The organism is Guyparkeria sp. SCN-R1 (genome assembly GCF_003932495.1).
GTDB lineage: Bacteria > Pseudomonadota > Gammaproteobacteria > Halothiobacillales > Halothiobacillaceae > Guyparkeria.
This window is the reverse complement of sequence record NZ_QZMT01000001.1, coordinates 210,075-236,467: the sequence shown is the minus strand read 5'-3', so window position 1 is coordinate 236,467 and position 26,393 is coordinate 210,075. Positions and strand designations below refer to the sequence as shown.

Here is a 26,393-nt window from a genome sequence, read left to right as displayed (position 1 = left end):
TATCGAGTGCTGTAGCTACCGATTGGGCGACCGACTGGGCCGCCGATCAGCCCGTTGTACCACCGGCGCGCACGGTCAGCACGTCGCCCTTGGATTCGCGCAGGATGTGCTGGGCGACGCTGCCGAGCAGCAGGTGACGCAGGCCGGTCTCGCCCTGCGTGCCACAGACGGTGAGATCGGCATGGGCATTCACCGCGGCATTTGCCACGGTGGCGCCTGGTGGGCCGGGAAGCACGCGATAATCCGGCTCGTGTTCGCTGTGCACCCCCGCCTCGTGGGCAAATTGGCGCAACCGGTCACGTAGCAAACCCTCTTCTTCGCGCTGAAGGCGCTCGTAGGTCGACGCATCAACGTGGGTGGGCAACCAGGTCTCGTAGGCATGCACCAGGGTGAACTGCGCCCGTGGTACCCAGGCGAGTGCTTCCCGCAGGGCGGCACGACTGGACTCGGAGAAGTCCACCGCCACCACCACCTTCTGGTAACTGTGGGTGGGCTCGACCCGGGCGACCAGCACCGGCACGTTGCCGGCACGTACCACCTTCTCCGCGGTGGTGCCGATGAACCAGTCGCGCACCGCGTGACGACCGTGGGCCCCCACCACGATCAGACACGCCTCGATAGACGACGACATGTCGTTGATGACGGCGGCCGGCTTACCCAATCGCACTTGGGCTTCTGACTCGGGCGGCTCGATGGCCAACTGCCCCGCCGCGCCCTCAAGTTGCAAGTCGAGCTCGGCCAGCGCCTCGCGCAGCAGCTCGCCGCGTAGCTCATCTGGGTCAACGTCGCGGCTCTTGACCAACCACCACAACGGCTCCTCCCGGATTACGTGCAAGACGGTCAACGAGTGGCCATGACCCGACGCCATCTGCATCGCTCGGGTCACCGCGACCTCGCTGGCATTGGACAGATCGCTGGCGACCAGTATCGGCGGGTGCTTGGCCATAAGATGCTCCGTGTCTCGGCATTGTCATCTCACAAAAGGTACCATTGCTCGACCCGCCTGACACCAGCGAGACGCAACGTCAGGCCACCCTGCGGCACTGTGACCGCCTACGCCCACCGTTGGAGCCGACGTCGTTTTGCAGGACATCAAGATATTCTGGAACACCCTGTTACACGCCGGCCGTAACCTGCTGCCGATCATTCTGGTGGTCGCGGCGTTCCAGCTTTTCGTACTGCAATCGGTGCCCGAAGGGTTGACCGGCATCCTGATCGGTTTGGGGGTCGTCGTCGGGGTGGCGCTGTTTCTCCAGGGCCTGGAGATGGGCATTTTCCCAATCGGCAAAAGCCTGTCGAACGCCTTTGCCCGGCGCGGCTCCCTGCCCCTGCTGCTGGGCTTCGGCTTTTCGTTCGGCTTTGCCGCCGTCATCGCCGAGCCAGCCCTGATCGCGGTGGCCGAGCAGGCACAGACCATCAGCCAGGGGCACATCGATGCGCTGACCCTGCGACTGATAATCGCCACCTCCGTGGGGCTGGTGGTGGCCTTGGGGGTGTTGCGCACCCTGCTCGGCTGGCCCATCCACTGGTTCATGATCGGCGGCTACATCGCGGTGGTCAGCGTCACCTGGTTCGCCCCGCCCGAGATCGTCGGGCTGGCCTACGACTCAGGCGGCGTGACCACCAACATCGTCACCGTGCCGTTGATCGCCGCGCTGGGCATGGGGCTGGCCGCCTCGATCAGCGGCCGCAACGTCCTCTCAGACGGCTTCGGCCTGGTGGCGCTGGCGGTGATGGTGCCAATGATCACCGTGCAGGCCTATGGGATCTACGTGTTCGAGATCGTCGGCGTCGACCTGGCGGCCGATGCCCTGGACCTCGGCGAACCGGACGACGCCAAGTCGGCCAACCTCGACCCAATGGGCATACTCATGGGGCTCCTGGTGACGGTCCGCGACGTGCTGCCGATCATCGCCGCCGTACTGTTCTTCCAGCTGGCCATCCTCCGCCAGCGCATCCCACACCTCAAGCGCGTGGTGATCGGCTTTCTGCTGGTCATCCTGGGCCTGTACGCCTTCGTGATCGGTCTCAAGCTAGGCCTGTTCCCGATCGGCGAGCGCATGGCCGACCAGCTGATCGCCCGCGACAACGTGATCTTCCTCTACCTGTTCGCCTTCGCCATCGGCTTTGCCACCACCATGGCCGAGCCGGCCCTGATCGCGATCGGCGACCAGGCCGAACAGGCCGCCCAGGGGCAGATCCGTGCCAACGTGATCCGGCTGCTGGTCGCGGCCGGGGTGGCCATCGGCATCACCATTGGCGTACACCGGATCATCGCGGGCGACTCGATCCACTATTACGTGATCGGTGGTTACGCGCTGGTGATCCTGCTGACCTTCCTCGCCCCACGCTACATCGTGGCGCTGGCCTATGATCTCGGCGGGGTGACCACCTCTGAGGTAACCGTGCCGCTGGTCACCGCGCTGGGCATTGGCCTTGCCACCCAGATCGAGGGGCGCGATGCACTGATGGACGGTTTCGGTTTGATTGCCTTTGCCTCGATCTTCCCGATCGTGACCGTGCTCGGCTATGCAACCGTGGCCGACTACACAAACCGCTGGCAGGCGAAGCGTCGGGCGGCCGACTCGCCACCCGACATATAGACAGACTGAAGAGGACCTACTGCGATGAGATTTTCCGTACTGGCCGCAATGGTTGCCGAGGACATGGAGGAAAAGGCTATCGAGGTAGCCAAGGCCGCCGGTGCCGGCGGGGTTACCCTGCTCGATGCACGCGGCATCGGCGCCGAGGAGAAGAAGACCTTCTTCGGCCTGACCTACGAGGGCAGCCAGTCGGTACTGCTGTTCGTGCTCGAACGCTCACTGTCGCTCAAGGTAATGAAGGCGCTGACCCGCGAACTGGAGCTCAACGAGCACTCCAAGGGCGTGGTGTTTACCATGCCGATAGAGCACATTGCCGGCATAGAGACCGGACAGGTGAAACGCTTCCAGGAGAATGTAAAAGATGACCTCTGAGCACCAACCGCAACTCGTCGAACAGCTGATGAACCGCGAGGTGGTCACCATCTCGCCCATGGCGAGCCTGCGTGAGGCATTGCGGCTGATGCGCCAGAAGCGTGTGAAATCGCTGGTGGTCGAGAAGGCCCACGAACACGACGCCTACGGCATCCTGACCTACACCTCGATTCTCAAGGCCATCGTCGCCGAGGACGGCGATATCGACATGGCCAACGTCTACGACGAGATGAACAAGCCGGCGATCTCGGTCCCCGGCAACATGGAGACTAAGTACGCGGCACGTCTGATGGTCTCGCAGGGCATCCGACGAGTGATCGTGCTCAAGAACGACGAGCTCGTCGGGCTGATCACCATGAGCGATATCGTCGGGGCGATCCTGGAGCAGGCCGACGAATAGGCACGCGGTATCGAAGGACTTGACGAACAAAGGGCGGACCCGTTGGGCCCGCCCTTTTTTACTGGATGCGCCGGCCTCCCGCGGCCGGCATGTCACGCCTTACTACCAACCGATGAACGCGGTGGCGGCATCGGCCGCGTCGTAGAGGAACAGGTCGCGGAACATGTGATCCGCGCCGGAGACGACCGTCATCTCGACGTGATCGTCCTCGACCCGCTCTTCCATCTTCTTCTCGAGGTCGGTGACCGTGTCATCGGCGCCGGCGACCACGACCAGGGTCTCGATCGAGGTTTCACCCAGCACGGTGGGCGTGTTCATCCGCGGGTCCTCGCGGTAGTAGCTGACCACGCTCGAGGCGGCGGCACGGGTGTCCGGGCAGTAGATGAAATCCATTTCCATGATCTCGTCACCCTTGCCCTCGTCGACCAGTGCCTCGGCCTTCTCCAGCAGCGGGGCGAGCTCTGTGTCGTAGTTCGACTTGTAGTCCTTGGCGTAGTAGCCCTCGGACCAGGTCTGCGGTGCCAGCAGGACCGCCTTCTCGACCATCGGGTCGGCCTGATCGGCGAGATAGCGCGCCACCTGGTTGCCGCCGCGCGAGTGCCCCATGACGGCCAGTCGCTCGGCACCCTCGCCCTTGAGCCACTCGGCCCAGGCAGCGATCTCGTCGACCGCATCCTCGTGCTTGTGACGATGGGTGGAATCGCAGTCGTACATGCCTTCACGAGCGTTCTGTCCGAGGCTCAAGTTGATGGCCAAGGAGTTGTAACCGGCATCACGCAGCAATTCCTGCATGCTGCTCATGATCTCCATCTGCCCGTGGGCAAGGGTACCGTGGACCATCAGGACCACGCCGTCCTCGACCGAGCTGCCATCCGCCATTTCCATGTGCCCGAGCAGGGTCATGTCGTCATGCTCCAGCTCGACCCGATCAGCCGCTTGAGCCAAGCCGAGCCCGCCGACCAGCGGCAGGCAGATCGCTGCCGCAGCAAACTGCTTCAACGTGCTTTTCATTGTTATCTCCCCTTTGGTGGACGAGTCATTGGACGTCGACGTCGGAGTGTAGCCCGCGCCGACTGGTCATGCCCAGCCGTATATGTCGTCAAACGATTTCTTGGCTAATGACTCCCCGCTAACGCAGACAGTCCCGGGAGGCCGGTTGAGGTGACGGCAATTCTCTTTCGAACAGGCAAAAAAATGGGCAGGTCGCTCCCCGTGGGAACAGACCTGCCCGCAAAACTCACCGCAGGAGGAGTCGATGAAAACGAAGAAGCATCTCAACGCGACTCATGGCCTATGACCGGGACGAGATTCAGGAGTTCCCCAAATCACGATGAATCGCTGGAATCAATGCGCTGCGCTGGTCGATTCCTGGGGTTTGGCCGACTCGACCGCCCCTTCGTTCTCAAGTGACGAGACGAGTATATCGCCCCATTATGCGAATGCAAACGTTTCGCATTGCCGTTTGCATAACAAGTTGATGACAGCCCGCCAGACCCTCGGGTGACCTAATGAAAATCCCGCGAGCGGGTGGGCAACTCGCCCAGCCACTCGCTGTGATCGACCAGCATGCGCGCGACGAGATGGGCGACGCCGTCGCGGTGCTGCCATTGGCCGCGCACCTCCAGCAGACGGGCATTGACCACCACCTGCTGGTATTCGGCGACACGATCCGGCCAGACGATCACGTTGACCGTGCCGACCTCGTCTTCGAGCGTGAGGAACACCGTGCCCTTGGCCGTGCCGGGACGCTGGCGCATGGTCACCAGCCCGCAGTAGCGCGTGTGCGCGCCGTCGTGACGGGTCGCCAGCTCATCGCTGCGCCGCAGCCGCAGACGCCGCAGCCGCTCGCGCAGCAGGCCCAGCGGATGGCCGTTCAACGACAACCCCAGTCGCTGGTAGTCGGCGACGATGGTCTCGGCCTGGTTCGGCGCGGGCAGGTCGACGGACGGTTCGGCCACCATTCGGTCGGCCGGCAAGCCGGCCTCGAGGTCCATGTCCGCGGGGATGCCGCTCGCCGACCAGTGCGCCACGTATCGATTACCTTCCAGCGCGGCGAAGGCGCCGGCATGGGCCAGCGCGCGGCGGTCACGGGCATCCAGGCGCGCCCGGCGCACGCAGTCAGCCACGTCGCGAAAGGCCGCCTGGTCCCGGGCGGCCAGCAGCCGCTCGATTCCGGCGGCGGAGAGGCCGTGAATGCGTCCCAGGCCTAGGCGCAGGGCATGGGTCCGAACGGCATGCTCCGCGTCTTCCAGCGGTTCCAGCGTGCTCTCGCCGTCACTGGCCATCACGCAGGGCGGGCGCACGACCACGCCGTGGCGGCGGGCGTCCTGCACCAGTTGCGAGGGGCCATAGAAGCCCATCGGCTGGCTGTTCAACAGCGCGCAGTAGAAGGCCACCGGCTCGTGGCACTTGAGCCAGGCCGAGGCGTAGGCGATCACGGCGAAGCTCGCCGAGTGCGACTCGGGAAAGCCATACTCGCCGAAACCGAGGATCTGGCGGTAGACGCGATCGGCGAATTCGGCAGCAAAGCCGCGCGCGGTCATGCCGTCGAATAGCTTCTTGCGAAAATCTTCCAGCGTGCCGCGCTTGCGCCAGGCACCCAGCGCCCGGCGCAACTGGTCGGCCTCGCCGGCGGAAAACCCCGCGGCCACCATCGCCAGCTCGATCACCTGCTCCTGGAAAATCGGCACGCCCAACGTGCGCCCCAACACCCGCCGGATTTCCTCGTTGGGATACTCCTCGGGTTCGAGCCCCTGCCGGCGCTTGAGATAGGGATGAACCATCTCGCCCTGGATGGGACCGGGACGGACGATGGCGATCTCGATCACGAGATCGTAGAACGAGCTCGGCTTGAGGCGCGGCAGCATGCTCATCTGTGCCCGCGATTCGATCTGGAACACGCCGACGGTATCCGCCCGACTGATCATCTCGAAGGTAGCCGGGTCCTCGCGCGGGATGGACCACAGCGCCAGTTCCTTATCGCGTGGACGATGACGATTGACCAGCTCCATCGCCCGGCGAACCGCCGAAAGCATGCCCAGTGCCAGTACGTCGATCTTCATCAGCCCCACGGCGTCGAGATCGTCCTTGTCCCACTGGATCACCGTGCGATCGGCCATCGAGGCGTTCTCCACCGGCACCAGGTCGGCCAACTGGCCGCGGGCGATGACGAAACCGCCGACGTGCTGGGACAGGTGCCGCGGCATGCCGGTCAGCTGCCGGGCGATCGCCAGCCACCAGCGAATCTGGCGCAGGTTGCCGTCGATTCCGGCAGCGGCGAGCTTCTCGTCGCTGACCTCCCGGTCCCACCAGGCCAGCTGCTCGTTGACGCGCTCGGTGACGTCCTCGCCCACATCCAGCGCCCGGGCGGCGTCACGCAGCGCGGACTTGCGCCGGTAGCGGATCACCGTGGCCGCCAGCGCGGCGCGGTCGCGACCGTAGCGGCGGTAGATGTACTGCATCACCTCCTCGCGGCGGTGATGTTCGAAGTCGACGTCGATGTCGGGCGGCTCGGCGCGCTCCTTCGAGATGAAGCGCTCGAACAGCATCGAGGACTCGGCCGGATTGACCGCCGTGATCCCCAGCGCGAAACACACCGCCGAGTTGGCCGCCGAACCGCGTCCCTGGCAGAGAATGCTGCGCGAGCGGGCAAAGCGCACGATGTCGTGCACGGTCAGGAAATACGGCTCGAAGGCCATCTCGTGGATGATCGAGAGCTCGCGCTCGATCTGGACGACCACGCGCTCGGGAATGCCCTCGGGCCAGCGCACGGCCGCGCCCTCGAAGGTCAGCCGGCGCAATTGCTCGCGCCCAGTCATGCCTGGCGGGATATCGTCCAGCGGGTACTGGTAGGAAAGCTCGTCAAGCGAAAAGCGGCAGGATTCCGCGAGTCGTAGTGCCTCGGCGCGCCACTCGTCCGGGAAGAGTACGGCGAGCGCCTCGACCGGGCGCAGGTGGCGCTCGGCGTTCGACGGCAACCGGTCGGCCGCCTCCATCACGCTCAGGCGATGCTGCAGGGCCGTGACCACGTCCAGCAGCGGCTTTTCCTCTCGATCGGCCATCAGCGTGTCGCCCAGCGCGGTGATCGGCAGGCCATGGGCCGAGGCCAGGGCCCGGACGTGGGCCGCCCGACGCCCGTCCAGCCCGTCGAGCCACGCCACCACGCCCAGCCACGGGCGGATGCCGCCGGCGAGCAGCCAGTGCGGCGAGCGGCTCTCGCCGGCCGGCACCTGCCAGATCACGCGTACGCCGGCGCCCATGCCATCTACCGGGCCCTCCATCAGGCCTTCCAGCACGTCCGCCCGCTCGAGCCGGTACTCGCCCTTGGCCGCCGCGCGCCGCCCGCGGGTGATCAGCTGGCTGATCGTGGCGTAACCCGCCCGGCTCGCGGCGAGTAGTACCAGCTCGTCGCCCTCCTCGAGCACCAGCCGCGTACCGATGACCAACTGCGGACGCCCATCCTCCGGCAACGCCCGCCACCCCTGCTGGGCCCGCACCACCCCGGCGAGCGAGCACTCGTCACACAGCGCGATGGCCGCATAACCGCGCTCGGCCGCCACCTCGACCAGCCGCTCGGGGTCGGGAGTGGCGGTGAGGAAGCTGAAATTGGAACGGGCGGAGAGCTCGGCATGGGCGTTCATGCCGATACTGTATATAAATACAGCTTACGATATCCAGTCACTGATCACGTCGATCTGTACCAAGCCGTATGACCGACTCGAATCATCGATCAGGATCCCCGCCCCCGGCGGCAAGGCGGTTGGTCAGCCGGCATGGGCCACCAGGATGCGCAGGAAACCCTCGCCGTATTTCTCCAGCTTGTGCTCGCCCACCCCGGAGACTGCAGCCATCTCCTCGAGCTGGGTCGGACGGATCTCGAGCATGTGCTTGAGCGTGGCATCACTGAACACCATGTACGGCGGAATGCCCTGCTCCTCGGCCAGCCGCTTGCGATGGGCGCGCAGCGAATCCCAGAGCGGCTCGTCTTCCGTGGGGACCGGGGCGCTACCCGGCTTCGCCCCGCGCCTTCCGGCCTGGCGCTTTTTCTCGGGACGCAGGTGCAGACGCTCCTCGCCGCGCAGGACAGCCCGGGCACTGGGGTCGAGGTGCAGGCCACCGTGGCCTTCGGCATCGACCGCGATCAGCCCGCGCGCGATCAACTGGCGGAACAGGCCCCGCCAGGCGGTGGCGGAAAGCTCCGTGCCGATACCGAAGGTGGATATCTGGTCGTGGCCGAAGCGGCGCATCCGATCGTCCGCCTCGCCGCGCAGCACGGAAACCAGGTAGTTGACGCCAAAGCGCTGCCCGGTGCGGTGAATGCAGGACAGCGCCTTCTGCGCGGCCTCGGTGGCATCCCAGGTCTCCGGTGGCTCGAGGCAGTTGTCGCAGTTGCCGCAGGGTTCAGCCAGCGTCTCGCCGAAATAGCCCAGCAGGGACTGGCGACGACAGCGGGTTTCCTCGGTCAGCCCGAGCATGGCGTCGAGCTTGGCGCGCTCGATGCGCTTGATGCGCTCGTCGGCCTCTGAGCCGGCCATCATCTGGCGCAGGGTGAGTACGTCCTGCAGGCCGTAGTCCATCCAGGCATCCGCCGGCTGGCCGTCACGCCCGGCCCGACCGGTCTCCTGGTAGTAGGCCTCGATGCTCTTGGGCAGGTTCAGGTGCGCGACGAAGCGCACGTCGGGCTTGTCGATCCCCATGCCGAAGGCGATGGTCGCGACCACGATCACGCCTTCCTCGGCGAGAAAGCGCTCCTGGACGGTCCGACGGTGCTCGGCCGACAGCCCGGCGTGGTAAGGCAAGGCGACCAGGCCCTGTGCCGTCAGCCAGTCGGCGGTCTGCTCGACCTTCTTGCGTGACAGGCAGTAGACGATGCCGGCCTCACCGTCGTGTTCCTCGCGGATGAAACGCAGCAGCCGGTCGCGGCTGCCACCACTGCCTTGGCTGATCCGGTAGCGGATATTGGGTCGATCGAAGCCGGAAACGAACCGCCGCGCATTCGTGAGCCGCAGGCGATTGACGATCTCCTCGCGGGTCGCCTCGTCGGCCGTAGCCGTCAGGGCGATGCGCGGCACGGTCGGGAAGTGGTCAGCCAGCTCGCCCAGACGGATATACTCGGGGCGGAAGTCGTGGCCCCACTGCGAGACGCAGTGCGCCTCGTCGATGGCGATCAGGTTCACCGGCAGGCTCGACAGTCGGTCGAGGGCCGCCGGGGTCATCAGCCGCTCCGGTGCCATGTAGAGCAGATCGAGCTCACCGGCGTGCAGTTGCCGGATCACCTCGCGGGACTCCTCGGCCGAGAGGCTGGAATTGAGAAAGGCGGCCGCCACCCCCAGTTGGCGTAGCGCGGCAACCTGGTCCTGCATCAAGGCGATCAGTGGCGAGACCACGATGGCCGTACCGGGGCTCGACAGCGCCGGCACCTGGTAACACAGCGACTTGCCGCCGCCGGTGGGCATCAGGACCAGGGCATCGCGGCCCGAGGTGACCGTCTCGATCACCTCGCCCTGCGGCGGGCGGAAGTCCTCGTAGCCGAAGACGCTGTTCAGGATTTCGCGGGGGGTTTTTGACATGGCGCGTATTGGGCCAGATTCGGCCTCGGAAGGAAACCGCGCACGGTCAAACACGCGCGCTCAAGACCGACTCCAGAACTCGGGAAATGGACGAAGCGGCGCTGGTCCGCTAACGTGCCGTTTTTCATGACATTGTGACAGGCATATTCGACATGGATCTCAACGAGGTGGACGCGTTCGACAAGGTTGCCCAACCCGCTCGCCGGGAGCTGTTCCGCTTTGGTGTGGCCTTGCTGTTCGTCATCGGCGTGGCACTGTTCACCTGGCTCACCCAGGGGCACGTCAGTCTCGTGATGGTGGTCGCCGCGGTGATCGGTGCCTACATGGCCATGAACATCGGCGCGAACGACGTCGCCAACAATGTCGGCCCGGCGGTGGGCTCCAAGGCCCTCACACTGGGCGGGGCAATCGCGATCGCCGCGATCTTCGAGGCGGCCGGCGCGATCATCGCCGGTGGTGACGTGGTCAGCACCATCAAGGGCGGCATCATCGACCCGGCCGCCATCGGCGATCCGATGACCTTCGTCTGGCTGATGATGGCCGCCCTACTGGCCGCGGCGATCTGGCTCAACCTCGCCACGGCACTGGGTGCCCCCGTCTCGACCACCCACTCGATTGTCGGCGGGGTGATGGGCGGCGGCATCGCCGCGGCCGGCTGGGGCATCGCCAACTGGGGCACGGTCGGCCAGATCGCGGCCAGCTGGGTGATCTCGCCCCTGCTCGGCGGGCTGCTCGCCGCCGTCCTGCTGTACCTGATCAAGCGCAGCATCACCTATCAGGGCGACCTGATCGAGGCGGCGAAAAAGCGCGTTCCCTGGTTCCTCGCCCTGATGGCCTGGGCCTTCGGCACCTACCTCGTGGTCAAGGGCCTGAAAAAGATCGTCGAGATCCCGTTCCTGGGCGCCGCACTGATAGGCCTGGTGATCGCCGCGATCGTGTTCTTCATCGTCCGTCCCATCGTCGCCCGGGCCGCCGACGGCATGCAGGAAAACAACAAGGCGAGCGTCAACCGCCTGTTCATCCTGCCGCTGATCTTCGCCGCCGCCCTGCTGAGCTTTGCCCATGGCTCGAATGACGTGGCCAACGCCGTCGGTCCGCTCGCGGCCATCAACGACGCGCTGACGCAGGCGGGCACCGCCAGCAAGGCGGCCATCCCGCTGTGGGTGATGCTGATCGGTGCACTCGGGCTCGCGGTGGGTCTTGCCCTCTACGGCCCGAAGCTGATCCGCACCGTCGGTCACGAGATCACCGACATCGATCCGATGCGGGCCTACTGCATCGCGATGGCCGCCACCCTGACCGTCATCCTCGCCTCGCAGCTGGGCCTGCCGGTCTCCACCACCCACGTCACCATCGGTGCGGTGTTCGGGGTGGGCTTCCTGCGCGAGTACCTCAAGTCCAATTACGACCGTCTCGAGCAACAGGTCCGCGATCTCCACCCGGAGAGCGACGACGACGAGGTGATGCAGGAATATCTCGAGCGCTTCCGGGCCGCGCCGCTCAAGCACAAGAAGGTGATGCTCCAGGAGCTCAAGGACAAGGACACGCGCCGCGAGGCACACATCAGCAAGCGTCAGCGCAAGGGCCTGAAGAAGATCTACAAGCGTGAACTGGTCAAGCGCTCGCTGCTGCTCAAGGTCATTGCCGCCTGGGTGATCACCGTACCGGCAGCCGCCCTGCTGGCCGCGCTGTTCTTCTTCGTGATCCGCGCGCTGTTCGCCGGCGGGTGATCGCCGTCGCTGGCCAAGGAACCTAGAATCCTCCCCATGCCAGCGCACCCGACCGACCCGACCCTTCGCCACACGCTCGACGCGACCCTGCCGGCATGGCAACGCGCCGGGCATCGGTTGGCGGTGCTCATCAGCGGCACGCGCGACTGGGCGATCGCCCACGCCCAATCCCTGATCGACGAGGACAGCCTCTGGGTCGGCCCGGACGGCCCCACCGGCGTGCCGTCACTCGGCTTTCGTCGGGCGGGTGAAGCGCTCGGCGGCGAGAACGGCCGAGTGGTCGTCAATGCCCTGTCGGGCTTCGATCCCGATGCACTCGGCGCGGCGGCCGGGCGAGTCCGCGGTGGCGGCTGCCTGATCCTGCTGACCCCGCCACTTGCCGACTGGCCGTCGCAAACCGACCCCGACATGGCGCGGCTGGTGCCGTACCCCTACCAGGCGAGCGACGCCGGGCCGACCTACCGTGAGCGACTGGTGCGTTGTCTCGGCGAGGCCACCCACCTGTGGCAGGTTGCGCAAGATCAGCCCATTGCCGCGCCGCCGCAGCCTGACCACACCCGGACTATCGGCACGGACACGCCCGCCCCCTGCCGCACCGACGACCAGGCCCGCGCCATCGACCGCATCCTCGCCGCCGCCCGCGGGCGCCCGCGCCGCCCGCTGGTGCTGCGATCGCATCGTGGCCGCGGCAAGACCTCGGCGCTTGGCCTGGCCGCGGCGCGAGTGCTGGAGGAAGGGCTGGGCGACGTGCTGGTGACCGCCCCGCGGCGCGAGGCGGTCGCCCCGCTGTTCGACCGCCTGCGTGAAACGACCGGCTCGACGACAGACAAGGACGGGACCGTCCGGGTCGGCGACCACCAGCTGCGCTTCCTGCCGCCCGATGTGCTGATCGAGCAAGGTCCCGAGCAGCGCCCCGAGCAACAACCTGCGGCCCGCCTGCTGCTGATCGACGAGGCCGCCGCCCTGCCGTCTGCCATGCTCGAGGCACTGTTCGCCGCCTACCCGCGCTGTGTCTTCGCCACCACCGAGCACGGCTACGAGGGCAGCGGGCGCGGATTTACCCTGCGCTTTCTGCCCCGCCTTGAGGCCATGGCCGTCTCCGTGCATCACCACTGGCTGACCACGCCCATCCGCTGGGCGCCGGGCGATCCGCTCGAACGGTTGGTCGACCGCCTGTTGCTGCTGGATGCGGACCCCGCAGAGTCCCTGTCATCCCGAGCGCTACAGACGGCCCACCCGCCGCAACGTCTCGATCCCCGGGAGCTTGCCGCCGATGAGCGCCGCCTGGGCGAATGGTTCGGCTTGCTGGTCAGCGCGCATTACCGCACCACCCCCCAGGACTTGCGCCAGCTGCTCGACGGCCCGGCCAGCCAACTCTGGACCACCGAGACCGATGACGGGGGGATCGCGGCCGCCGCCACCCAGGACGAAGGCAACCTGCCGGCCGACCTCGCCGAGGCCGTCTTTCACGGCGAGCGTCGCCTGCGCGGCCACCTGCTGCCCCAGACACTGGCGGCCCACGCCGGGCTGCCCGACTGGCCGGGACGGCGTGGGCGGCGTATCCAGCGCATTGCCGTTCACCCGGCGGCCCGACGACAGGGGGCGGGGAGGCGACTGGTGAGCGCGATCGCGGCGACCGCCCGCACCGAGGGCCAGGATTTTCTCGGCGTAAGTTTCGGTATGGAGGACGATTTGATCGCCTTCTGGGCGGCATGCGGCATGCAGGTGCTGCACCTGGGCCAGCATCGCGACCACGCCTCCGGCAGCGAGGCCGTGGTGATGGCGATGGGGCTCACCGCCGATGGCACGGCGGCCGTCGAACACGCCGCCGGGTCTTTTGTCCGCCAGCTTGCCGCGCGCGCCGCCGGGCCTTTGCGACACGTCGATCCCGAGCGGATCGCCGCACTGCTGGCCGCGAGCCAGCCGCATCCCCTCCCCTCACTAACTACGGTTGAGCGGCATCAACTGATGGCCTGCGCCCGGCACAGGCACCACCTCGATGCCGCTCTCGAGCCGCTACGCCGCTGGCTGACGCCGGCCCTGACTCACGCGGCGGCCGTCCGGACGCTGGATATCGAACAGCGCGCGCTGCTGATTGGTCGTATGCTGCAATTGCAGGACGGGACTCGGCTCGCCCAACGCTCCGGCCTGTCCGGTCGACGCGCGGTCGAGGCCACCTGCCGACAGGCGCTTGCCGAGATGCTCGCTGCACTCGACACACCCGGTGAGGCGGCCAATCCGGGTTTCACGAACGGGCAACAGGGATCACGGACATGAAAGTCGCACTCTTTTCCACCAAGCCCTATGACCGCGAGTCCTTCGAGGCGATCGATCACAGCCACGAGATCGACTTCTTCCCCCAGCGACTGACCGAGGACAGCGTCCATCTTGCACGTGGTTATCCGGCCGTCTGCGCTTTTGCCAACGACGTGCTTGGCGCCCCGGTGATCCAGGCACTGGCCGAGGGCGGCACCGAGGTGCTCGCCCTGCGCTGTGCCGGCTGCAACCACGTCGACTTCGATGCGGTCGCCGAGACCGGCATGCGCGTCGTCCACGTACCGGCCTACTCGCCCAACGCCGTCGCCGAACACGCCGTGGCGCTGATGCAGGCGGTCAACCGGCAAATCCCGCGGGCAACCGCGCGGTTGCGCATGGGCAACTACGCCCTGCACGGGCTGGCCGGCTTCGACGTGGTCGGCAAGACGGTGGGCGTGATCGGCACAGGCAAGATCGGCACGGTGTTCGCCCGGATCCTCAAGGCGGGCTTCGGCGCGCGAGTGATCGCCCACGACCCCTACCCCAACCCCGACTGCCAGGCGATGGGGGTGGAGTACGTCTCCCGGGAGGTGTTGTTCGAGCAGGCGGATGTGATCAGCCTGCACTGCCCACTGACCGAGGACAGCCATCACCTGATCGATGCGGCCGCCATCGCGCGGATGAAACCCGGCGTGGTGATCGTCAACACCGCCCGGGGCGCGGTGATCGACACGCCGGCGGTCATCGAGGGCCTCAAGGCCGGGCGGATCGGCGGGCTGGGAATGGACGTCTACGAGCACGAGGGGCCGCTGTATTTCGAGGATCGCAGCGACGAGGTCCTCACCGACGACCTGTTCGCCCGGCTGCTGGGTTTTCACAACGTGGTGATCACTGGCCACCAGGCCTTCCTCACCCACGAGGCACTCGACCAGATCGCCAGTCAGACCCTCCAGAACCTGACCTGCATCGAGACCGGCACGGCCTGCGAGCGCGAGATCACCCCAACCGACGAACAGGCCGACTGATCGGCCCGCCCCTCTGGGGCGCTACAATCCCCCGTTTTGCCCCGAGCGCCCATGGACCTGATCACCCCCCTAGAACTCTCCTCCCTCGAACCGGTTGGCCAAGGCGCGCAGAAACTGGTCTTTCGCCACCCGGATGACCCGCGCGTGCTGGTCAAGGTGGTCAATCCGCGCTTTATCGAGCGCCGGGACAAGCGGGACCGCTTCTACCAGAAGCGCCGTCGCATCGGGCATCACCGCGCCTTCGCCCGGGAAATGATCGAACATCTGGTTTCCCGGGCCTGGCATCCGGGCCAGTGCGCACCCTGCCCGCACATCCAGAACATTCTCGGCGTGGTCGACACGGACATGGGCGCCGCCCTGCTGGTCGAGGCGGTACTCGATGAAAACGGTGAGTTGGCGCCCACCCTGCGCGACCTGGTGGAATCCGGGCGCTACGGGGGGCGCGAGCAGCGGGCACTCGAGACCTTCCTCGACTGGGCGCTGACCTCCAACGTGCTGATCAACGACCTGTCGGCGGACAACCTCGCCCGGCATCCGGACGGGCACTTCGTGATGATCGACGGGCTGGGCGACCGCGCCGGCATCCCGATCCGCGCGGTCAGTCCCTGGCTTAACCGCCTCTACAAGCGCAAGAAAATCCGTCAACTGCGTGAGGAAATCGAGTCTCTCCGGCAAGCCGAGTGATTCCGCGGCTCGGGTGCTCGGTTCCCTGCTAATCTCGGTACTGACGGACACTGGGAGGAAACCATGCGCCCCGAAACCATCGCCCTGCACACGGGCTACGAACCGGACGACCAGCACGCCGTGGCCGTGCCGATCCACCAGACCACCTCCTACAGCTTCGACAGCGCCCAGCACGCCGCCGACCTGTTCGATCTCAAGGTCCAGGGGAACATCTACTCGCGCATCATGAACCCCACCTGCGGGGTGCTCGAGGCGCGCATGGCCGCCCTCGACGGCGGCGTGGGTGCGCTGGCCACGGCCACCGGCATGGCCGCGATCACCTACGCCATCCAGACCATCGCCCAGGCCGGCGACAACATCATCTCGATCAGCGAACTCTACGGCGGCACCTACAACCTGTTCGCGCACACCTTCCCGCGACAGGACATCGAGGTGCGGATGCAGGACAAGGACGACTTTGCCGGCATCGAGGCGGCGATCGACGAGCGCACCCGCGCGATCTACTGCGAATCGATCGGCAACCCCTCGGGCAGCGTCGCCGACATCGAGCGACTTGCCGACATCGCGCACCGTCATGGCCTGCCGCTGATGGTCGACAACACGGTGGCCACGCCCTTCCTGTTGAAACCCATCGATTACGGTGCCGACATCGTCATCCACTCGGCGACCAAGTACATCGGCGGGCATGGAACCACGCTTGGCGGCGTGATCGTCGACTCGGGCAACTTCGACTGGGCCGCGCACCCGGAACGCTTCTCGTTGCTGATCGAGCCCGACCCGTCCTACCACGGCGTGAGCTACACCAACGACGTCGGTGAGGCTGCCTTCATCACCCGCGCCCGCGTGGTACCCCTGCGCAACACCGGCGCGGCCCTGTCGGCCCAGTCCGCCTGGAACCTGCTTCAGGGTCTGGAAACACTTTCGCTGCGCATGGACCGCATTTGCGAGAACACCCAGGAAGTGGCCGAGTTCCTCGAAGGCCATCCGCAGGTCAGTTGGGTCCAGTACGCCGGCCTACCCGAACACAAGGACCACCGGCTGGCGCAGAAGTACATGGACGGCCGCGCCTCCGGCATCCTCAGCTTCGGCCTCAAGGGCGGTCGCGAGGCGGGCGTGAAATTCTACGACGCGCTCAACCTGATCCTGCGGCTGGTCAACATCGGCGATGCCAAGAGCTGCGCGGCGATCCCCGCCTCGACCACCCACCGCCAGCTCAACGACGAGGAGCTGCGCGCCGCGGGGGTGCCGCCGGACATGGTGCGCCTGTCGATCGGTATCGAGCACGTGGAGGATCTGATCGAGGATCTCGACCAGGCGCTAAAGGCGGCACGCTGACGTAATCGAGGACGGACGCGAACACTCGCGCTGCCCAGCGAACGAGCGACACCACTGTAGGTCGGGCTTCAGCCCGACAGCCGCCCAAGGCGCCCCTCCCTGCCGAAACCGAATCACCTGTCATCCGGGTGGAATGTCGGGCTGAAGCCCGACCTACGGATGACGGTGATCATCTGGTAAGGGGCTTGGCCGCCTCAGGCCAGCAGCACGGCGATGATGCCGGTGATGAAGATCCCGTCGAAGGTCCCCGCCCCGCCGATGGAGGCCACCGGCGATCCCATCTTGCGCACGTCCTTCAGGCGCAGCAGATCCGCGCCGATCAGGACACCGATCGTCCCACCCACGTAGGCCAAGGCCGCACTATGCGCCGGGTCAAGCAGCAGACCGAAGCCCGCCGCGGCCAGTGGCGCGACCAGGACCGGCATGCCGATGCCCAGCCCCGGTATTGGACGGCTGGCCACGTAGGCCACCGTCGAGACCAGGCCGACGGCCAGCAGGTAGTTTTCCAGCGAAGCGCCCGCATTGAGCACGAGGTAAGCGGCAAAGGTGACCGGTAACAGGCAGCCACCCAGGTTCACGGCCACCGTCGTGAAGCCCTCGAAGGGCACCTGGCGGTGTTTGAGCAGGCCGCGGAACGGTTCGGGGGGCGGCTCGGCCGGCTCCTCGGCTTCGATGCGGAACAACGGCACGTTGACGAGGCTGCCCATCAGGGAGACGAACAGGAGCGTCATTCCCGCTTGCGGGTCGAGCCCCAGCTTGTGGAAGGCGACCTGCAATGCCCCGACCTGGATCAGGACGAAGAGGAACATCAACCCGAACAGGGCGAACAGGAACGGACCGCCCGGCATCAGTATCAGCCCCCGTTGATGGCCGAGACGACCACGAAGGCACAATCGCCGTGCCCGGGCCGCAAGGGCTCGATCTCCCGCGTCGAGGCAAGGGAGTGGGCCAGTGTCTGGCCCCAGGCATCCACGCGGAAACCACCGCCCTCGAGGAAATTCGCCACCTCGTCGGCCGAGTAGAACGTGGCGTCCCGATAAAACACGCTCTCCTGCTGGTGTGTCGCGTAGACCTGCCCGAGCGGACTCTCGCGATCGATGAAACCGATCACCAGCCGCCCACCCGGTCGCAGCACACGACAGGCCTCGGCGACCATCGCCTCGGGCGAATCCAGAAAACAGATCGTGGTGACCAACAGCACGTAGTCGAAGCGGTCTGACGCAAACGGCAGATCCTCCGCGACCCCCTCGACCACCTCAATGCCACGCCGGGCGGCATATTCCAGCATGGCCGGGGACGGGTCGAGCCCCACCCGCACGCCCAGTGGCCCGGCAAAGCGGCCGCTGCCCACGCCGATCTCCAATCCTTCGCCCTCGCGGGGCAGGAACGCCCGCAGGGCGAGCAGTTCGGAGACATAGGCGGCCTTGTGGCGCTCGAACCAGTCTTCATAGCGCCGGTGATGGGCCTCAAAGGCGGCTTCTCTGGCCATTGCGCGTCTCCTGTCTGCGGTGGAGCCGGTCGTTTGCGATGCGTCAGCGCGCCTCGGCGACGACCGACGGCGGCCGCTCTCGGCCGCCGAGGACCCGACCGAGTGTCGCGAGTCGATCGACCGGCACGTAAGCCCGGCCAGCGGCACGCGGCAGGCTGTCATCCCCGGGCGTCATCGCCACCTGATCCAGCGCACGCCAGACCAGTTCGGAGCAGTACAGGCTCGGATCGTCGTCCAGCCGGAAACGCGTGTCGAAAGCGGTTCCTTGCGCCAGGTGGTCGGCAAGCCAACCGCCGACCTGCGCGCGCTGGCGGGGGTCGAGTGCCGGGCGCACCACCTTGACATGCCGAGCTTCCGAGGTGAACGCGGCTACCGACTCACGCCGGATCCGCCCTCCCAGGGGCGAGCCGTCCATGTGGACCACGGCGACTCTCTCCCCGTCTCGGATCACCATCCCGGCATGGCTCCAGCGGCTGTCGCCATCGGCGAACCGGCGGGCGACAAAGCCCCAGGCGCTGTCATTGCCCAGCAGAACGATGTCGCCAGTCTCCAGGGAATGCGGCGGGGACGGAGGTTGCGCGTGGGCCAGCGGCGCAACCAGGATGAAAGCGAGCGCAACGGCGCGGGCGATCAGGGGCGCGTCTCGCACTGCTTCGCGGCGATCATCAGTTCCTGGAAGGTGTTTTCCTCAAGACGGCCACCCACCTCCTCGAGAGACGCTTCCTCGTCACCCATCAGCTTGACCAGTTCACCCAACTGCTCCTCGCTGAGGTTGTTTTCCAGCCGCTCGCCCATGCAGGCGCAGCCCTCGGCATCACCGGAGTTCTTCTCGCAGGCGGCCTCGAAATCGGCCCTGGGACCTGAGCACCCGGCCAGCATCACCGACAACATCCCGGCCAGTGCGGTCAGGCCGATGACCTTCCCTGTCTTCATGACATCCATCATGCGTTGTATTCCTCATCGAGTGATTCTTGCTGGAGATCGCACGGGGCGCGGAGGACGCCTCCGACCGGCACAAGTCTACCCGAGCCGGAAACTGCCCAGCGACAGGCCGAGACACTCACCCTTCGGCCGGGCTACCGCTGGATCGGCGGTGCGGGCCATAGAGTGCGGCCAGTGCCAACACCAGGCCGGACACCGTGGCAATCATGCCCGCAGCGCTCACGGCATCGTCGGCCCCCAACCACAACGGCCCGTAACCTGCCAGCACGTAGCCCATGACTGCCGAAAAGACGGCAAAGGCCACCGACCAGAGCACCTGGGCCTCGAGGCGGTTGGTCATCAGGCGAGCTGCCGCCGGCGGGCAGATGAACATGGCGATGACAATGATCGAGCCCACCGCGTCGAAGGCCGCGACCGCGGCGATTGCCGCCATGATGACCAATCCGAAGCCGATCAGGTTGGTGCGCATACCCAGCACACGAGCAAACCCCTCGTCGAAGGTCGAGATCTTGAGCGGCCGCCAGAAAAGCACCGTAAAGACCAGCATCAACAGCGCCACGATGGCGATCCGCGGCAGTTCGGGCGGCAACCCGGCCAGGGCGACCGGATCGAACAGCGAACTCCAGCCCTTGGCCTCCACCCAGATCAGGCTCTCGAGGTTGCCATAGAGCGCATGCTGCACGTCCAGGTGCACCGAAGAGGTGTCCGACTGCTCGAGCAGGAGCACGCCGAAGGCGAACAGTGCAGTGAAGGCCACGCCCATGGCCGCGCCCGGTTCGATGCGCCCCAGCCGCCGAATCAGCTCGATCAGGAGCACGGCCACCACCGCCGCGCCGGCGGCACCGGCCATCATCGCCCAGGAACTGACCGTGCCGCTCAAGAGAAAGCCAACCACGATCCCCGGCAGAACGACATGACTGATGGCATCGCCGATCAGGGCCTGACGGCGCAGGACGAGAAAGTTGCCCGGTAGCGCGCAGGCAATGGCAGCGAGCACGCCGATCAGGATCGGCACCAGCGAGAGCATCACGAATTCGCCACCCATCAGGCGCACTCCCCGCCGACATCGGCGATCTGGCGATCGATTTCACGGATCTCGTCACGGGTCAGCACGTCCTCGATCGGCAACAAGCCGTCGTAGCGCGACACGGCCGATTCGTGCGAGTGCATGCGCCGGGCAACCGCCCAGCGCGATTCGTCGCGGCAGGCCTTCTCGGCACGTCGGCGTCCGAGCTCGGTGGGCACCCCGTCGGCGCGCGCCAGCCCCGCGCGCACCAGCAATTGCAGGGTGTAGCGCTCGTAGATGGGCAAATCCTGGGCAATGGCCAGTAGCCCCTGGCGCAGGTGGATGCGTCGTTGCTGACGCCGGTGCCTCATCCACGCGGCCAGCACGCCCCGGCCGGGGGCAAACAGCATCGAGACGGCAAACAGGACGAACGCGGTCAGCACGATGATCGGTCCGGTCGGCAGTGACGGTGCCGTCGCGGAGATCGCCGCGCCGACAAAGCCCGACAGCCCGCCGAACAACCCGGCGATGACCACCACTCGGTCGCTGCGATTAGTCCAGAAACGAGCGGTCACCGGCGGGATGATCAGCAGCGCGACGATCAGCACCAGGCCGACGACCTTGAGCCCGATGATGGTCACCGCCAGCACCAGGCCCATCATGGCCAGATCTACCCGCCGGACGTTGACCCCCGCGGCGGCCGCAAAACCGGCATCGAAGGCCACCAGGGTCATCGGTCGGCACAAGGCCCAGACCACCAACACCGCCAGTGCCCCGGCCACGGCAATCAGGACGGCATCCTGATAGAGCATTCCCGCCGTGGCACCGAGCAGAAAGTCCTCCAGCCCCGCCGGTCGACCAACCGAGACGGTCTGGATGACCGTCAGCAGCACCACCCCGAAACCGAAGAACACCGACAGCACGGCCCCGATGGCGGCATCCTCGGCCAGTCGAGTGTGACGGGTCAGCCCGTGCATGATCCACAGCCCGAAGGCCGCGGTCAGCGACGCCCCGATCAACAGCCCGACCAGGTGACGCCCGTCACCGCCAAAGGCCGTCATGACCAGAAACGCCAGCCCCACGCCCGGCAGGGTGGCGTGACTGATGGCATCGGAGACCAGTGCACGCTTGCGCAGGAACAGGAACGTGCCGGAGGCGCCGGCGGCAATCCCCAACAGGGCCGCGCCGATCGCCACCAGCGTGGCGTTGTAGCCCAGCTGCAATGTCACGGCATCGATCAACATCAGAGTGCCTCGAAAAACCGTCGCGAGCCGCCCGAGCGCAAGGAACCGCGCAACGAGCGACGAGACATATCAAGACGATAGGCGAGGAGCGAATGAGCACGTGACGCCGCGATCGGGGGGCGCAGCAGGTTTGTCGAGGTACCCATTAATGGCCGCCGAGCTGCAACTGATTCATGAGGTTCGCCGCCAGTCGGCCACCATAGGCGCGTTGCAGGTTTTCCTCGCTGAAGGCTTCGGCGACCGGCCCTTCGGCGACCTTGTGCACGTTGATCATCATGACGTGATCGAAGTAGTCGCGCACCGTGGAAAGATCGTGATGAACGGCCACCACCGTGCGCCCCTCGCTGCGCAGCCCCTTGAGCACGTCGATGATGGCCCGCTCGGTAGCAGCATCCACTCCGGCGAACGGCTCGTCGAGCAGGTAGAGATCCGCGTCCTGCGCCAAGGCCCGGGCAAGAAAGACCCGTTGCTGCTGCCCGCCGGAAAGCTGACCGATCTGCCGCTCGGCAAAATCACGCATGCCGACTCGCTCGAGGCAATCGGAGGCCCGCTGTCGGTGGCTCTCGCGCACCGGCCGCAACAGACCCAGTTCACGTGAGAGCCCCATAAGGACCACATCGATCACGCGCGTGGGGAAATCCCAGTCGACCGACGCCCGTTGCGGGACATAGGCGATGCGGGGGCGGCTTTTTGCCAACGGCTGACCGAACACCGACACCACCCCTGACAACCGCGGCACGATGCCCAGAACGGCCTTGAGAGTGGTCGACTTGCCCGCACCGTTCGGGCCGATTATCGCGGTCATCGAACCATCCTCGACCGTCATGTCGAGCGAGAACACGGCGGGCTTGTCGCCATAGGAGACCGTCAGGCCCCGCACCGCCAGCGGCTTGTCCGACAAGGTATCGAGCGGATCACCGATCGGAGATCGTCCCATCGCTGTTTGTAGCGCCCGGATCACGGTGCAGCCTCCGTCAGGCGGCCCTGCATGCCACCGGCGGGTGCCTCGCCACCGAGGGCACGGACGATGGTGGTGATGTTGTGGTCGATCATGCCGATGTACGTCCCCTCGTAACGATCCGCCGGACCCATGGCATCGGAGTAGAGTGTGCCGGCGATGCGCACCTCGTGCCCGCGTGAGGCCGCTCCCTCCACGAGGGCGCGGATATTGCGTTCCGAAACCGAGCTCTCCACGAACACCGCCGCAATCTCGCGCTCGACCAACAGGTCGACCAGGTCGCGAATGCGGCGCAGCCCGGCCTCGGATTCGGTCGATATGCCCTGGATACCGATCACCTCGAAGTCGTGGGCGCGACCGAAATAGGCAAAGGCGTCGTGAGCGGTCAGCAGCACGCGCGACTCGACCGGCACGCTCGACGTGACCTCGGTGGCCCACTGGCCCAACCGCTCGACTCGCTCGATGTAATCGGTCGCCCGCGCGCGGAAAATCGCTTCGAGATCGGGGCGCGCCTCGATCATGGCATCACGCACCGTGGCAACCACGTCGGCCCAGAGCGCCGGGTCCATCCAGACGTGCGGATCGCGCTTGTCGTCATAATCCTCGTGACCGAGCAACCGGTCCCGATCGAGCTCCTCGGCCACGGCGACCACGGTCTGACGCTTGATCAGTCGCTGCAGGAATTCCTCCATCTGCGCCTCAAGGTACAGGCCATGCCAGAGAACCAAGTCGGCGCGTGTCATGGCGACGATGTCACTGCGGGTCTGACGGTAGCTGTGCGGGTCGATGCCCGGGCCCATCAGGCCATCCACCTGGACCTGGTCGCCCCCGATTTCACGTACCGCATCAGCGATCATCCCGGTGGTCGCCACCACCGACAGGCGCTGGTCGGCGCCACTCGCCGAGGGGGGCATCAGCAGCAAGGCGAGCGCCGCCCCGAGGGCCAGCACCGCCGTGAGCACGCGTTGCATGGCCACTTCTCGGCATGTCGTCCGCCAGGCCAACGGCCGAACCGCTGCCCCCTCGTCTACCCGCATGAAGCCGTCCCCGTCAAAGTTAGTCAAGACTAACTTTCAACTTTATCCGCTCGGCCCGCGCGCCGTCAATCCGGTCGGTTGCACCATCACGGGGCAAGGGCGGTAGAATCCGCGCGTCTTTTCCCCCCGCCACTGGTTGCAGGTAACAGCCGCATGACACGAGAGTCCCCAGTCAGGCGCGCCCTGACGCAAATGCAGAACTTCATCGGCCCCGGCACGACACGAGTCGGCTGGCGCGAAGTGGTGATTGCCGGGATCGCCGCCCTGGTGGGAATCTGGGCGGTCTACGCCCTCACCAGTTGGGTCGCCGGTCCGTGGGCGGCAGTCCTGATGGTCGGCTCGATGGGCGCGGCGGCGGTGCTGCTGTTCGCCGTCCCGCACGGGGCGCTGTCACAGCCTTGGCCGGTGTTCGGCGGCCAGATCGTCTCCGCGATGGTCGGGGTCAGTGCCGCCATTTGGATCCCCGACCCGGCTCTGGCCGCCGGTGTCGCCGTCGGTGGTGCGATCGCGGCGATGCAGCTGCTGCGCTGCGTACACCCGCCCGGTGGGGCGACCGCCCTGATCGCCGTGATCGGCGGTGCGCCGGTACATGAGCTGGGGTATCTCTACCTGGCCGTGCCGGTGCTGGCGAACACCGCGATCCTGTTTCTGATCGCTGTGATCGCGAATTACCCGTTCCCGTGGCGGCGCTACCCGATCGGCCTGGCCCGGTGGGACGAGCCCCCGGCTCCGCCGCTGACGTCCAAGCACCTGCAGGCCGCGGTGCGTGATCTCAATGTGGTGGTCGACATCACGCCGGCCGAGCTGGATGCCATCGCCCGCAGCGCAATCGCACACGCCACGCAGGATACCTCGCCATTGCAGGTTCCTATTGGTGAGCGCTACGTGCATGCCGAAGCCGGTTCCACGGCCGAGGAATCCGTGACGATTCACAAGCGTTTCGAGGGCGATGAAGCCTCACAGGGCCGCGGACGGATCACGCTCAACGTGGTGCGGCGTAAGAATGAAGCCGATCCCGAGGCGCGCGACACGTCGACCGACTGAGCTCGACCAATGGATGCAAGCAGGATGGGCCTGGGAAGACCGGGCTGAGCCGACCCTACTTGACCGGCTCACGCACCCGCAGCGCCGCCCGACCATTCTCGGTGGAGAGCCGGTTGGTAATGTGGCAGAACAGTTCGGCGGTCTTCTGCGCGTCGTAGAGCGCGCCGTGGGCGCGACTGTTGTCCCAGTCGAAGCCCGCGGCGGTGCAGGCCTTGGCCAGCACGGTCTCGCCGATGGCCACGGCAGCGGCCGTGACCGTGTCGAGCGTGGAGAACGGGTGGAAGGGGTTGCGCTTGTAGCCGGTGCGTTCGCAGGCGGCCTTGACCACCGCCAGGTCGAACGGCGCGTTGTGACCGACCAGGATGGCGCGGCGTGCATTCAGTGCTTTCACCTGCCGACGGATCGGGCGGAAGAAGGCATCCAGCGCGGCTCGCTCTTCCACCGCTTCACGTTCCGGATCCGAGGGATCGATTCCGTGGATCTTGATCGAGACGGGGTCGACCACCGTCAAGGCGCTGGGATGCACTGAGACGGCAATCTCCTCGGTGGGATAGAGTCGACCGTGCTCGTCGACATCCAGTAGCACGGCCGCCAGTTCCAGCAGGGCGTGCCCCTGCGGGTCCAGCCCACCGGTCTCGACGTCGACGACCACCGGCACGAAGCCACGAAAGCGGCGCGCGATGGTCCAGTCGGGCTGTTCGGTAGAAGCCTCGCTCATCGGGCGCTCAATCCAGCCCCAGCCGACCACGCCAGGACGTGACCGTGTTGTGCATCAGCATGGCGATGGTCATCGGCCCCACCCCGCCAGGCACCGGCGTGATGAATCCAGCCCGCTCGGCGGCTGCCTCGAAGTCGACATCGCCATGCAGCGTGCCGTCCTCACGACGATGAATGCCGACATCGATCACGATCGCCCCGTCCTTGATCCACTCGCCCTTGACCAGTCCCGGCTTGCCGGCGGCAACCACCACCAGGTCGGCACGGCGCACGTGCGCGGCCAGATCCTGCGTAAAGCGATGACACACGGTGACAGTCGCCCCGCCCAGCAGCAATTCGAGCGCCATCGGCCGCCCGACGATGTTCGAGGCGCCCACCACCACGGCCTCCATGCCGTGCAGGTCGCGACCGGTCTCCTCGAGCAGCCGCATCACCCCGTAGGGCGTGCAAGGGCGCAGACCGGGCTGACGGATCGCGAGCCGGCCGATGTTGGTGGGGTGAAAGCCATCGACGTCCTTGTCCGGGTCGATGCGGTTGATGATCGAGTCGGCGCTCAGGTGCTCCGGCAGCGGCAGTTGCACCAGGATGCCGTCGATGCGCTCGTCGGCATTGAGCTCGTCAACCAGCGCATCGAGTTCGCCCTGACTGATCGTCTCGTCCAGGTCGTGCGAGAACGAGGCGATGCCGAGCTTGGCGCAGGCCTTGCGCTTGTTGGCGACGTAGACCGATGAGGCCGGATCACCGCCCACCTGCACCACCGCCAGACCGGGCGGCCGGTGGCCATTCTCGGTGAAGGCGGCGATCGTCTCGGCAAGCCCGGCGCGCACGGTGGCGCCGACGGCTCGCCCGTCGAGGATTCTTGCAGTCATGGGACGTGTCACGTGCGGGGAAAGGCGCGATTGTCGCATGCGCCCCAGACCGACTCAACGGCCGCCTCAACCAGGCCGCTCACCAAGCCACTCACCAGGCTGACTCGATCGCG

The 26,393-nt window shown here is 66.5% G+C and carries 23 protein-coding genes; 9 read left to right on the top strand and 14 right to left on the bottom strand.

All coding sequences use genetic code 11. From position 1 onward, the window contains the following. Positions 1-46: 46 nt before the first annotated feature. The gene (locus D5687_RS01045; protein WP_125197890.1) at positions 47-946 is read right to left on the bottom strand and encodes a universal stress protein; all 900 of its coding nucleotides are present in this window, start codon (positions 944-946) and stop codon (positions 47-49) included. 145 nt (positions 947-1,091) lie between these two features. Here D5687_RS01045 and D5687_RS01040 point away from each other — a divergent pair, with 145 nt between their 5' ends. Genes D5687_RS01040 through D5687_RS01030 form a run of 3 tightly spaced genes read left to right on the top strand, consistent with a single transcriptional unit; the run spans position 1,092 to position 3,375 of the window. Beyond that, positions 1,092-2,603, top strand: a complete 1,512-nt coding sequence (locus tag D5687_RS01040) for a DUF1538 domain-containing protein (protein WP_370271287.1) — start codon at positions 1,092-1,094, stop codon at positions 2,601-2,603. A 24-nt stretch (positions 2,604-2,627) separates the two neighbouring features. Continuing rightward, complete coding sequence (locus tag D5687_RS01035) at positions 2,628-2,975, top strand: P-II family nitrogen regulator (protein ID WP_125197888.1); 348 nt, start codon at positions 2,628-2,630, stop codon at positions 2,973-2,975. Further along, complete coding sequence (locus tag D5687_RS01030) at positions 2,965-3,375, top strand: CBS domain-containing protein (RefSeq protein ID WP_125197887.1); 411 nt, start codon at positions 2,965-2,967, stop codon at positions 3,373-3,375. Before D5687_RS01035 ends, D5687_RS01030 begins: the two co-directional genes overlap by 11 nt. Before the next feature lie 102 nt (positions 3,376-3,477). On the opposite strand, the gene D5687_RS01025 is transcribed toward D5687_RS01030, so the two are convergent. The 3 genes from D5687_RS01025 to recQ form a co-directional block, all read right to left on the bottom strand. Continuing rightward, on the bottom strand, positions 3,478-4,386 hold the full coding sequence (locus D5687_RS01025) for an alpha/beta hydrolase (RefSeq protein WP_125197886.1): 909 nt from the start codon (positions 4,384-4,386) through the stop codon (positions 3,478-3,480). Between the two features lie 494 nt (positions 4,387-4,880). After that, entirely contained in the window at positions 4,881-8,015 is a 3,135-nt protein-coding gene (locus tag D5687_RS01020) for an error-prone DNA polymerase (RefSeq protein WP_125197885.1), read from the bottom strand. 123 nt (positions 8,016-8,138) lie between these two features. Further along, complete coding sequence (gene recQ, locus D5687_RS01015) at positions 8,139-9,944, bottom strand: DNA helicase RecQ (RefSeq protein WP_125197884.1); 1,806 nt, start codon at positions 9,942-9,944, stop codon at positions 8,139-8,141. 152 nt (positions 9,945-10,096) lie between these two features. On the opposite strand from recQ, the gene D5687_RS01010 reads away from it, so the two are divergent. The 5 genes from D5687_RS01010 (at position 10,097) to D5687_RS00990 (ending at position 16,974) form a co-directional block, all read left to right on the top strand. Continuing rightward, entirely contained in the window at positions 10,097-11,674 is a 1,578-nt protein-coding gene (locus tag D5687_RS01010) for an inorganic phosphate transporter (RefSeq protein ID WP_125197883.1), read from the top strand. Between the two features lie 36 nt (positions 11,675-11,710). After that, the gene (locus tag D5687_RS01005; protein ID WP_125197882.1) at positions 11,711-13,951 is read left to right on the top strand and encodes a tRNA(Met) cytidine acetyltransferase TmcA; all 2,241 of its coding nucleotides are present in this window, start codon (positions 11,711-11,713) and stop codon (positions 13,949-13,951) included. After that, positions 13,948-14,955: a 2-hydroxyacid dehydrogenase gene (locus tag D5687_RS01000; protein WP_125197881.1), complete on the top strand. Its 1,008-nt coding sequence runs from the start codon at positions 13,948-13,950 to the stop codon at positions 14,953-14,955. Before D5687_RS01005 ends, D5687_RS01000 begins: the two co-directional genes overlap by 4 nt. A gap of 51 nt (positions 14,956-15,006) precedes the next feature. Further along, positions 15,007-15,639, top strand: coding sequence for a YrbL family protein (locus D5687_RS00995; RefSeq protein ID WP_125197880.1), 633 nt, complete (start codon positions 15,007-15,009; stop codon positions 15,637-15,639). 63 nt (positions 15,640-15,702) lie between these two features. After that, positions 15,703-16,974 (top strand): O-acetylhomoserine aminocarboxypropyltransferase/cysteine synthase family protein, encoded by a 1,272-nt coding sequence (locus D5687_RS00990; RefSeq protein WP_125197879.1) that lies wholly within the window; start codon positions 15,703-15,705, stop codon positions 16,972-16,974. Between the two features lie 194 nt (positions 16,975-17,168). On the opposite strand, the gene D5687_RS00985 is transcribed toward D5687_RS00990, so the two are convergent. The 8 genes from D5687_RS00985 to D5687_RS00950 form a co-directional block, all read right to left on the bottom strand. Continuing rightward, on the bottom strand, positions 17,169-17,822 hold the full coding sequence (locus tag D5687_RS00985) for a DUF1614 domain-containing protein (protein ID WP_125197878.1): 654 nt from the start codon (positions 17,820-17,822) through the stop codon (positions 17,169-17,171). A 5-nt stretch (positions 17,823-17,827) separates the two neighbouring features. Further along, positions 17,828-18,463 carry a class I SAM-dependent methyltransferase gene (locus D5687_RS00980; protein WP_125197877.1) on the bottom strand — a complete coding sequence of 212 codons (636 nt, stop codon included), beginning with the start codon at positions 18,461-18,463 and terminating at the stop codon, positions 17,828-17,830. A gap of 43 nt (positions 18,464-18,506) precedes the next feature. Further along, positions 18,507-19,112: a YiiX/YebB-like N1pC/P60 family cysteine hydrolase gene (locus D5687_RS00975; protein ID WP_125197876.1), complete on the bottom strand. Its 606-nt coding sequence runs from the start codon at positions 19,110-19,112 to the stop codon at positions 18,507-18,509. After that, complete coding sequence (locus D5687_RS00970; RefSeq protein ID WP_240031378.1) at positions 19,094-19,408, bottom strand: hypothetical protein; 315 nt, start codon at positions 19,406-19,408, stop codon at positions 19,094-19,096. Before D5687_RS00970 ends, D5687_RS00975 begins: the two co-directional genes overlap by 19 nt. 115 nt (positions 19,409-19,523) lie before the next feature. After that, positions 19,524-20,450, bottom strand: a complete 927-nt coding sequence (locus D5687_RS00965; protein ID WP_192894139.1) for a metal ABC transporter permease — start codon at positions 20,448-20,450, stop codon at positions 19,524-19,526. Continuing rightward, the gene (locus tag D5687_RS00960; protein ID WP_125197875.1) at positions 20,450-21,655 is read right to left on the bottom strand and encodes a metal ABC transporter permease; all 1,206 of its coding nucleotides are present in this window, start codon (positions 21,653-21,655) and stop codon (positions 20,450-20,452) included. The genes D5687_RS00965 and D5687_RS00960 overlap by 1 nt, the downstream gene beginning before the upstream one ends. Positions 21,656-21,800: 145 nt before the next feature. Further along, entirely contained in the window at positions 21,801-22,592 is a 792-nt protein-coding gene (locus tag D5687_RS00955) for a metal ABC transporter ATP-binding protein (protein ID WP_125197874.1), read from the bottom strand. 20 nt (positions 22,593-22,612) lie between these two features. Beyond that, complete coding sequence (locus D5687_RS00950) at positions 22,613-23,584, bottom strand: metal ABC transporter solute-binding protein, Zn/Mn family (protein WP_192894138.1); 972 nt, start codon at positions 23,582-23,584, stop codon at positions 22,613-22,615. 219 nt (positions 23,585-23,803) lie between these two features. Here D5687_RS00950 and D5687_RS00945 point away from each other — a divergent pair, with 219 nt between their 5' ends. Further along, positions 23,804-24,694, top strand: coding sequence for an HPP family protein (locus D5687_RS00945; RefSeq protein WP_240031377.1), 891 nt, complete (start codon positions 23,804-23,806; stop codon positions 24,692-24,694). Between the two features lie 55 nt (positions 24,695-24,749). On the opposite strand, the gene rnt is transcribed toward D5687_RS00945, so the two are convergent. Together rnt and folD are read right to left on the bottom strand one after the other, a co-directional pair. Next, positions 24,750-25,412, bottom strand: a complete 663-nt coding sequence (rnt, locus tag D5687_RS00940) for a ribonuclease T (RefSeq protein ID WP_125197872.1) — start codon at positions 25,410-25,412, stop codon at positions 24,750-24,752. A gap of 7 nt (positions 25,413-25,419) precedes the next feature. Beyond that, entirely contained in the window at positions 25,420-26,280 is an 861-nt protein-coding gene (folD, locus tag D5687_RS00935) for a bifunctional methylenetetrahydrofolate dehydrogenase/methenyltetrahydrofolate cyclohydrolase FolD (protein ID WP_125197871.1), read from the bottom strand. Positions 26,281-26,393: the final 113 nt, after the last annotated feature.

Coding starts and splice junctions, on each gene's coding strand:
- D5687_RS01045 (WP_125197890.1), bottom strand. CDS start 946: ATGGCCAAGCACCCGCCGATACTGGTCGCCAGCGATCTGTCCAATGCC.
- D5687_RS01035 (WP_125197888.1), top strand. CDS start 2,628: ATGAGATTTTCCGTACTGGCCGCAATGGTTGCCGAGGACATGGAGGAA.
- D5687_RS01030 (WP_125197887.1), top strand. CDS start 2,965: ATGACCTCTGAGCACCAACCGCAACTCGTCGAACAGCTGATGAACCGC.
- D5687_RS01025 (WP_125197886.1), bottom strand. CDS start 4,386: ATGAAAAGCACGTTGAAGCAGTTTGCTGCGGCAGCGATCTGCCTGCCG.
- D5687_RS01020 (WP_125197885.1), bottom strand. CDS start 8,015: ATGAACGCCCATGCCGAGCTCTCCGCCCGTTCCAATTTCAGCTTCCTC.
- recQ (WP_125197884.1), bottom strand. CDS start 9,944: ATGTCAAAAACCCCCCGCGAAATCCTGAACAGCGTCTTCGGCTACGAG.
- D5687_RS01010 (WP_125197883.1), top strand. CDS start 10,097: ATGGATCTCAACGAGGTGGACGCGTTCGACAAGGTTGCCCAACCCGCT.
- D5687_RS01005 (WP_125197882.1), top strand. CDS start 11,711: ATGCCAGCGCACCCGACCGACCCGACCCTTCGCCACACGCTCGACGCG.
- D5687_RS01000 (WP_125197881.1), top strand. CDS start 13,948: ATGAAAGTCGCACTCTTTTCCACCAAGCCCTATGACCGCGAGTCCTTC.
- D5687_RS00995 (WP_125197880.1), top strand. CDS start 15,007: ATGGACCTGATCACCCCCCTAGAACTCTCCTCCCTCGAACCGGTTGGC.
- D5687_RS00990 (WP_125197879.1), top strand. CDS start 15,703: ATGCGCCCCGAAACCATCGCCCTGCACACGGGCTACGAACCGGACGAC.
- D5687_RS00985 (WP_125197878.1), bottom strand. CDS start 17,822: ATGCCGGGCGGTCCGTTCCTGTTCGCCCTGTTCGGGTTGATGTTCCTC.
- D5687_RS00980 (WP_125197877.1), bottom strand. CDS start 18,463: ATGGCCAGAGAAGCCGCCTTTGAGGCCCATCACCGGCGCTATGAAGAC.
- D5687_RS00970 (WP_240031378.1), bottom strand. CDS start 19,408: ATGATGGATGTCATGAAGACAGGGAAGGTCATCGGCCTGACCGCACTG.
- D5687_RS00965 (WP_192894139.1), bottom strand. CDS start 20,450: ATGGGTGGCGAATTCGTGATGCTCTCGCTGGTGCCGATCCTGATCGGC.
- D5687_RS00960 (WP_125197875.1), bottom strand. CDS start 21,655: ATGTTGATCGATGCCGTGACATTGCAGCTGGGCTACAACGCCACGCTG.
- D5687_RS00955 (WP_125197874.1), bottom strand. CDS start 22,592: ATGGGACGATCTCCGATCGGTGATCCGCTCGATACCTTGTCGGACAAG.
- D5687_RS00950 (WP_192894138.1), bottom strand. CDS start 23,584: ATGCAACGCGTGCTCACGGCGGTGCTGGCCCTCGGGGCGGCGCTCGCC.
- D5687_RS00945 (WP_240031377.1), top strand. CDS start 23,804: ATGACACGAGAGTCCCCAGTCAGGCGCGCCCTGACGCAAATGCAGAAC.
- rnt (WP_125197872.1), bottom strand. CDS start 25,412: ATGAGCGAGGCTTCTACCGAACAGCCCGACTGGACCATCGCGCGCCGC.
- folD (WP_125197871.1), bottom strand. CDS start 26,280: ATGACTGCAAGAATCCTCGACGGGCGAGCCGTCGGCGCCACCGTGCGC.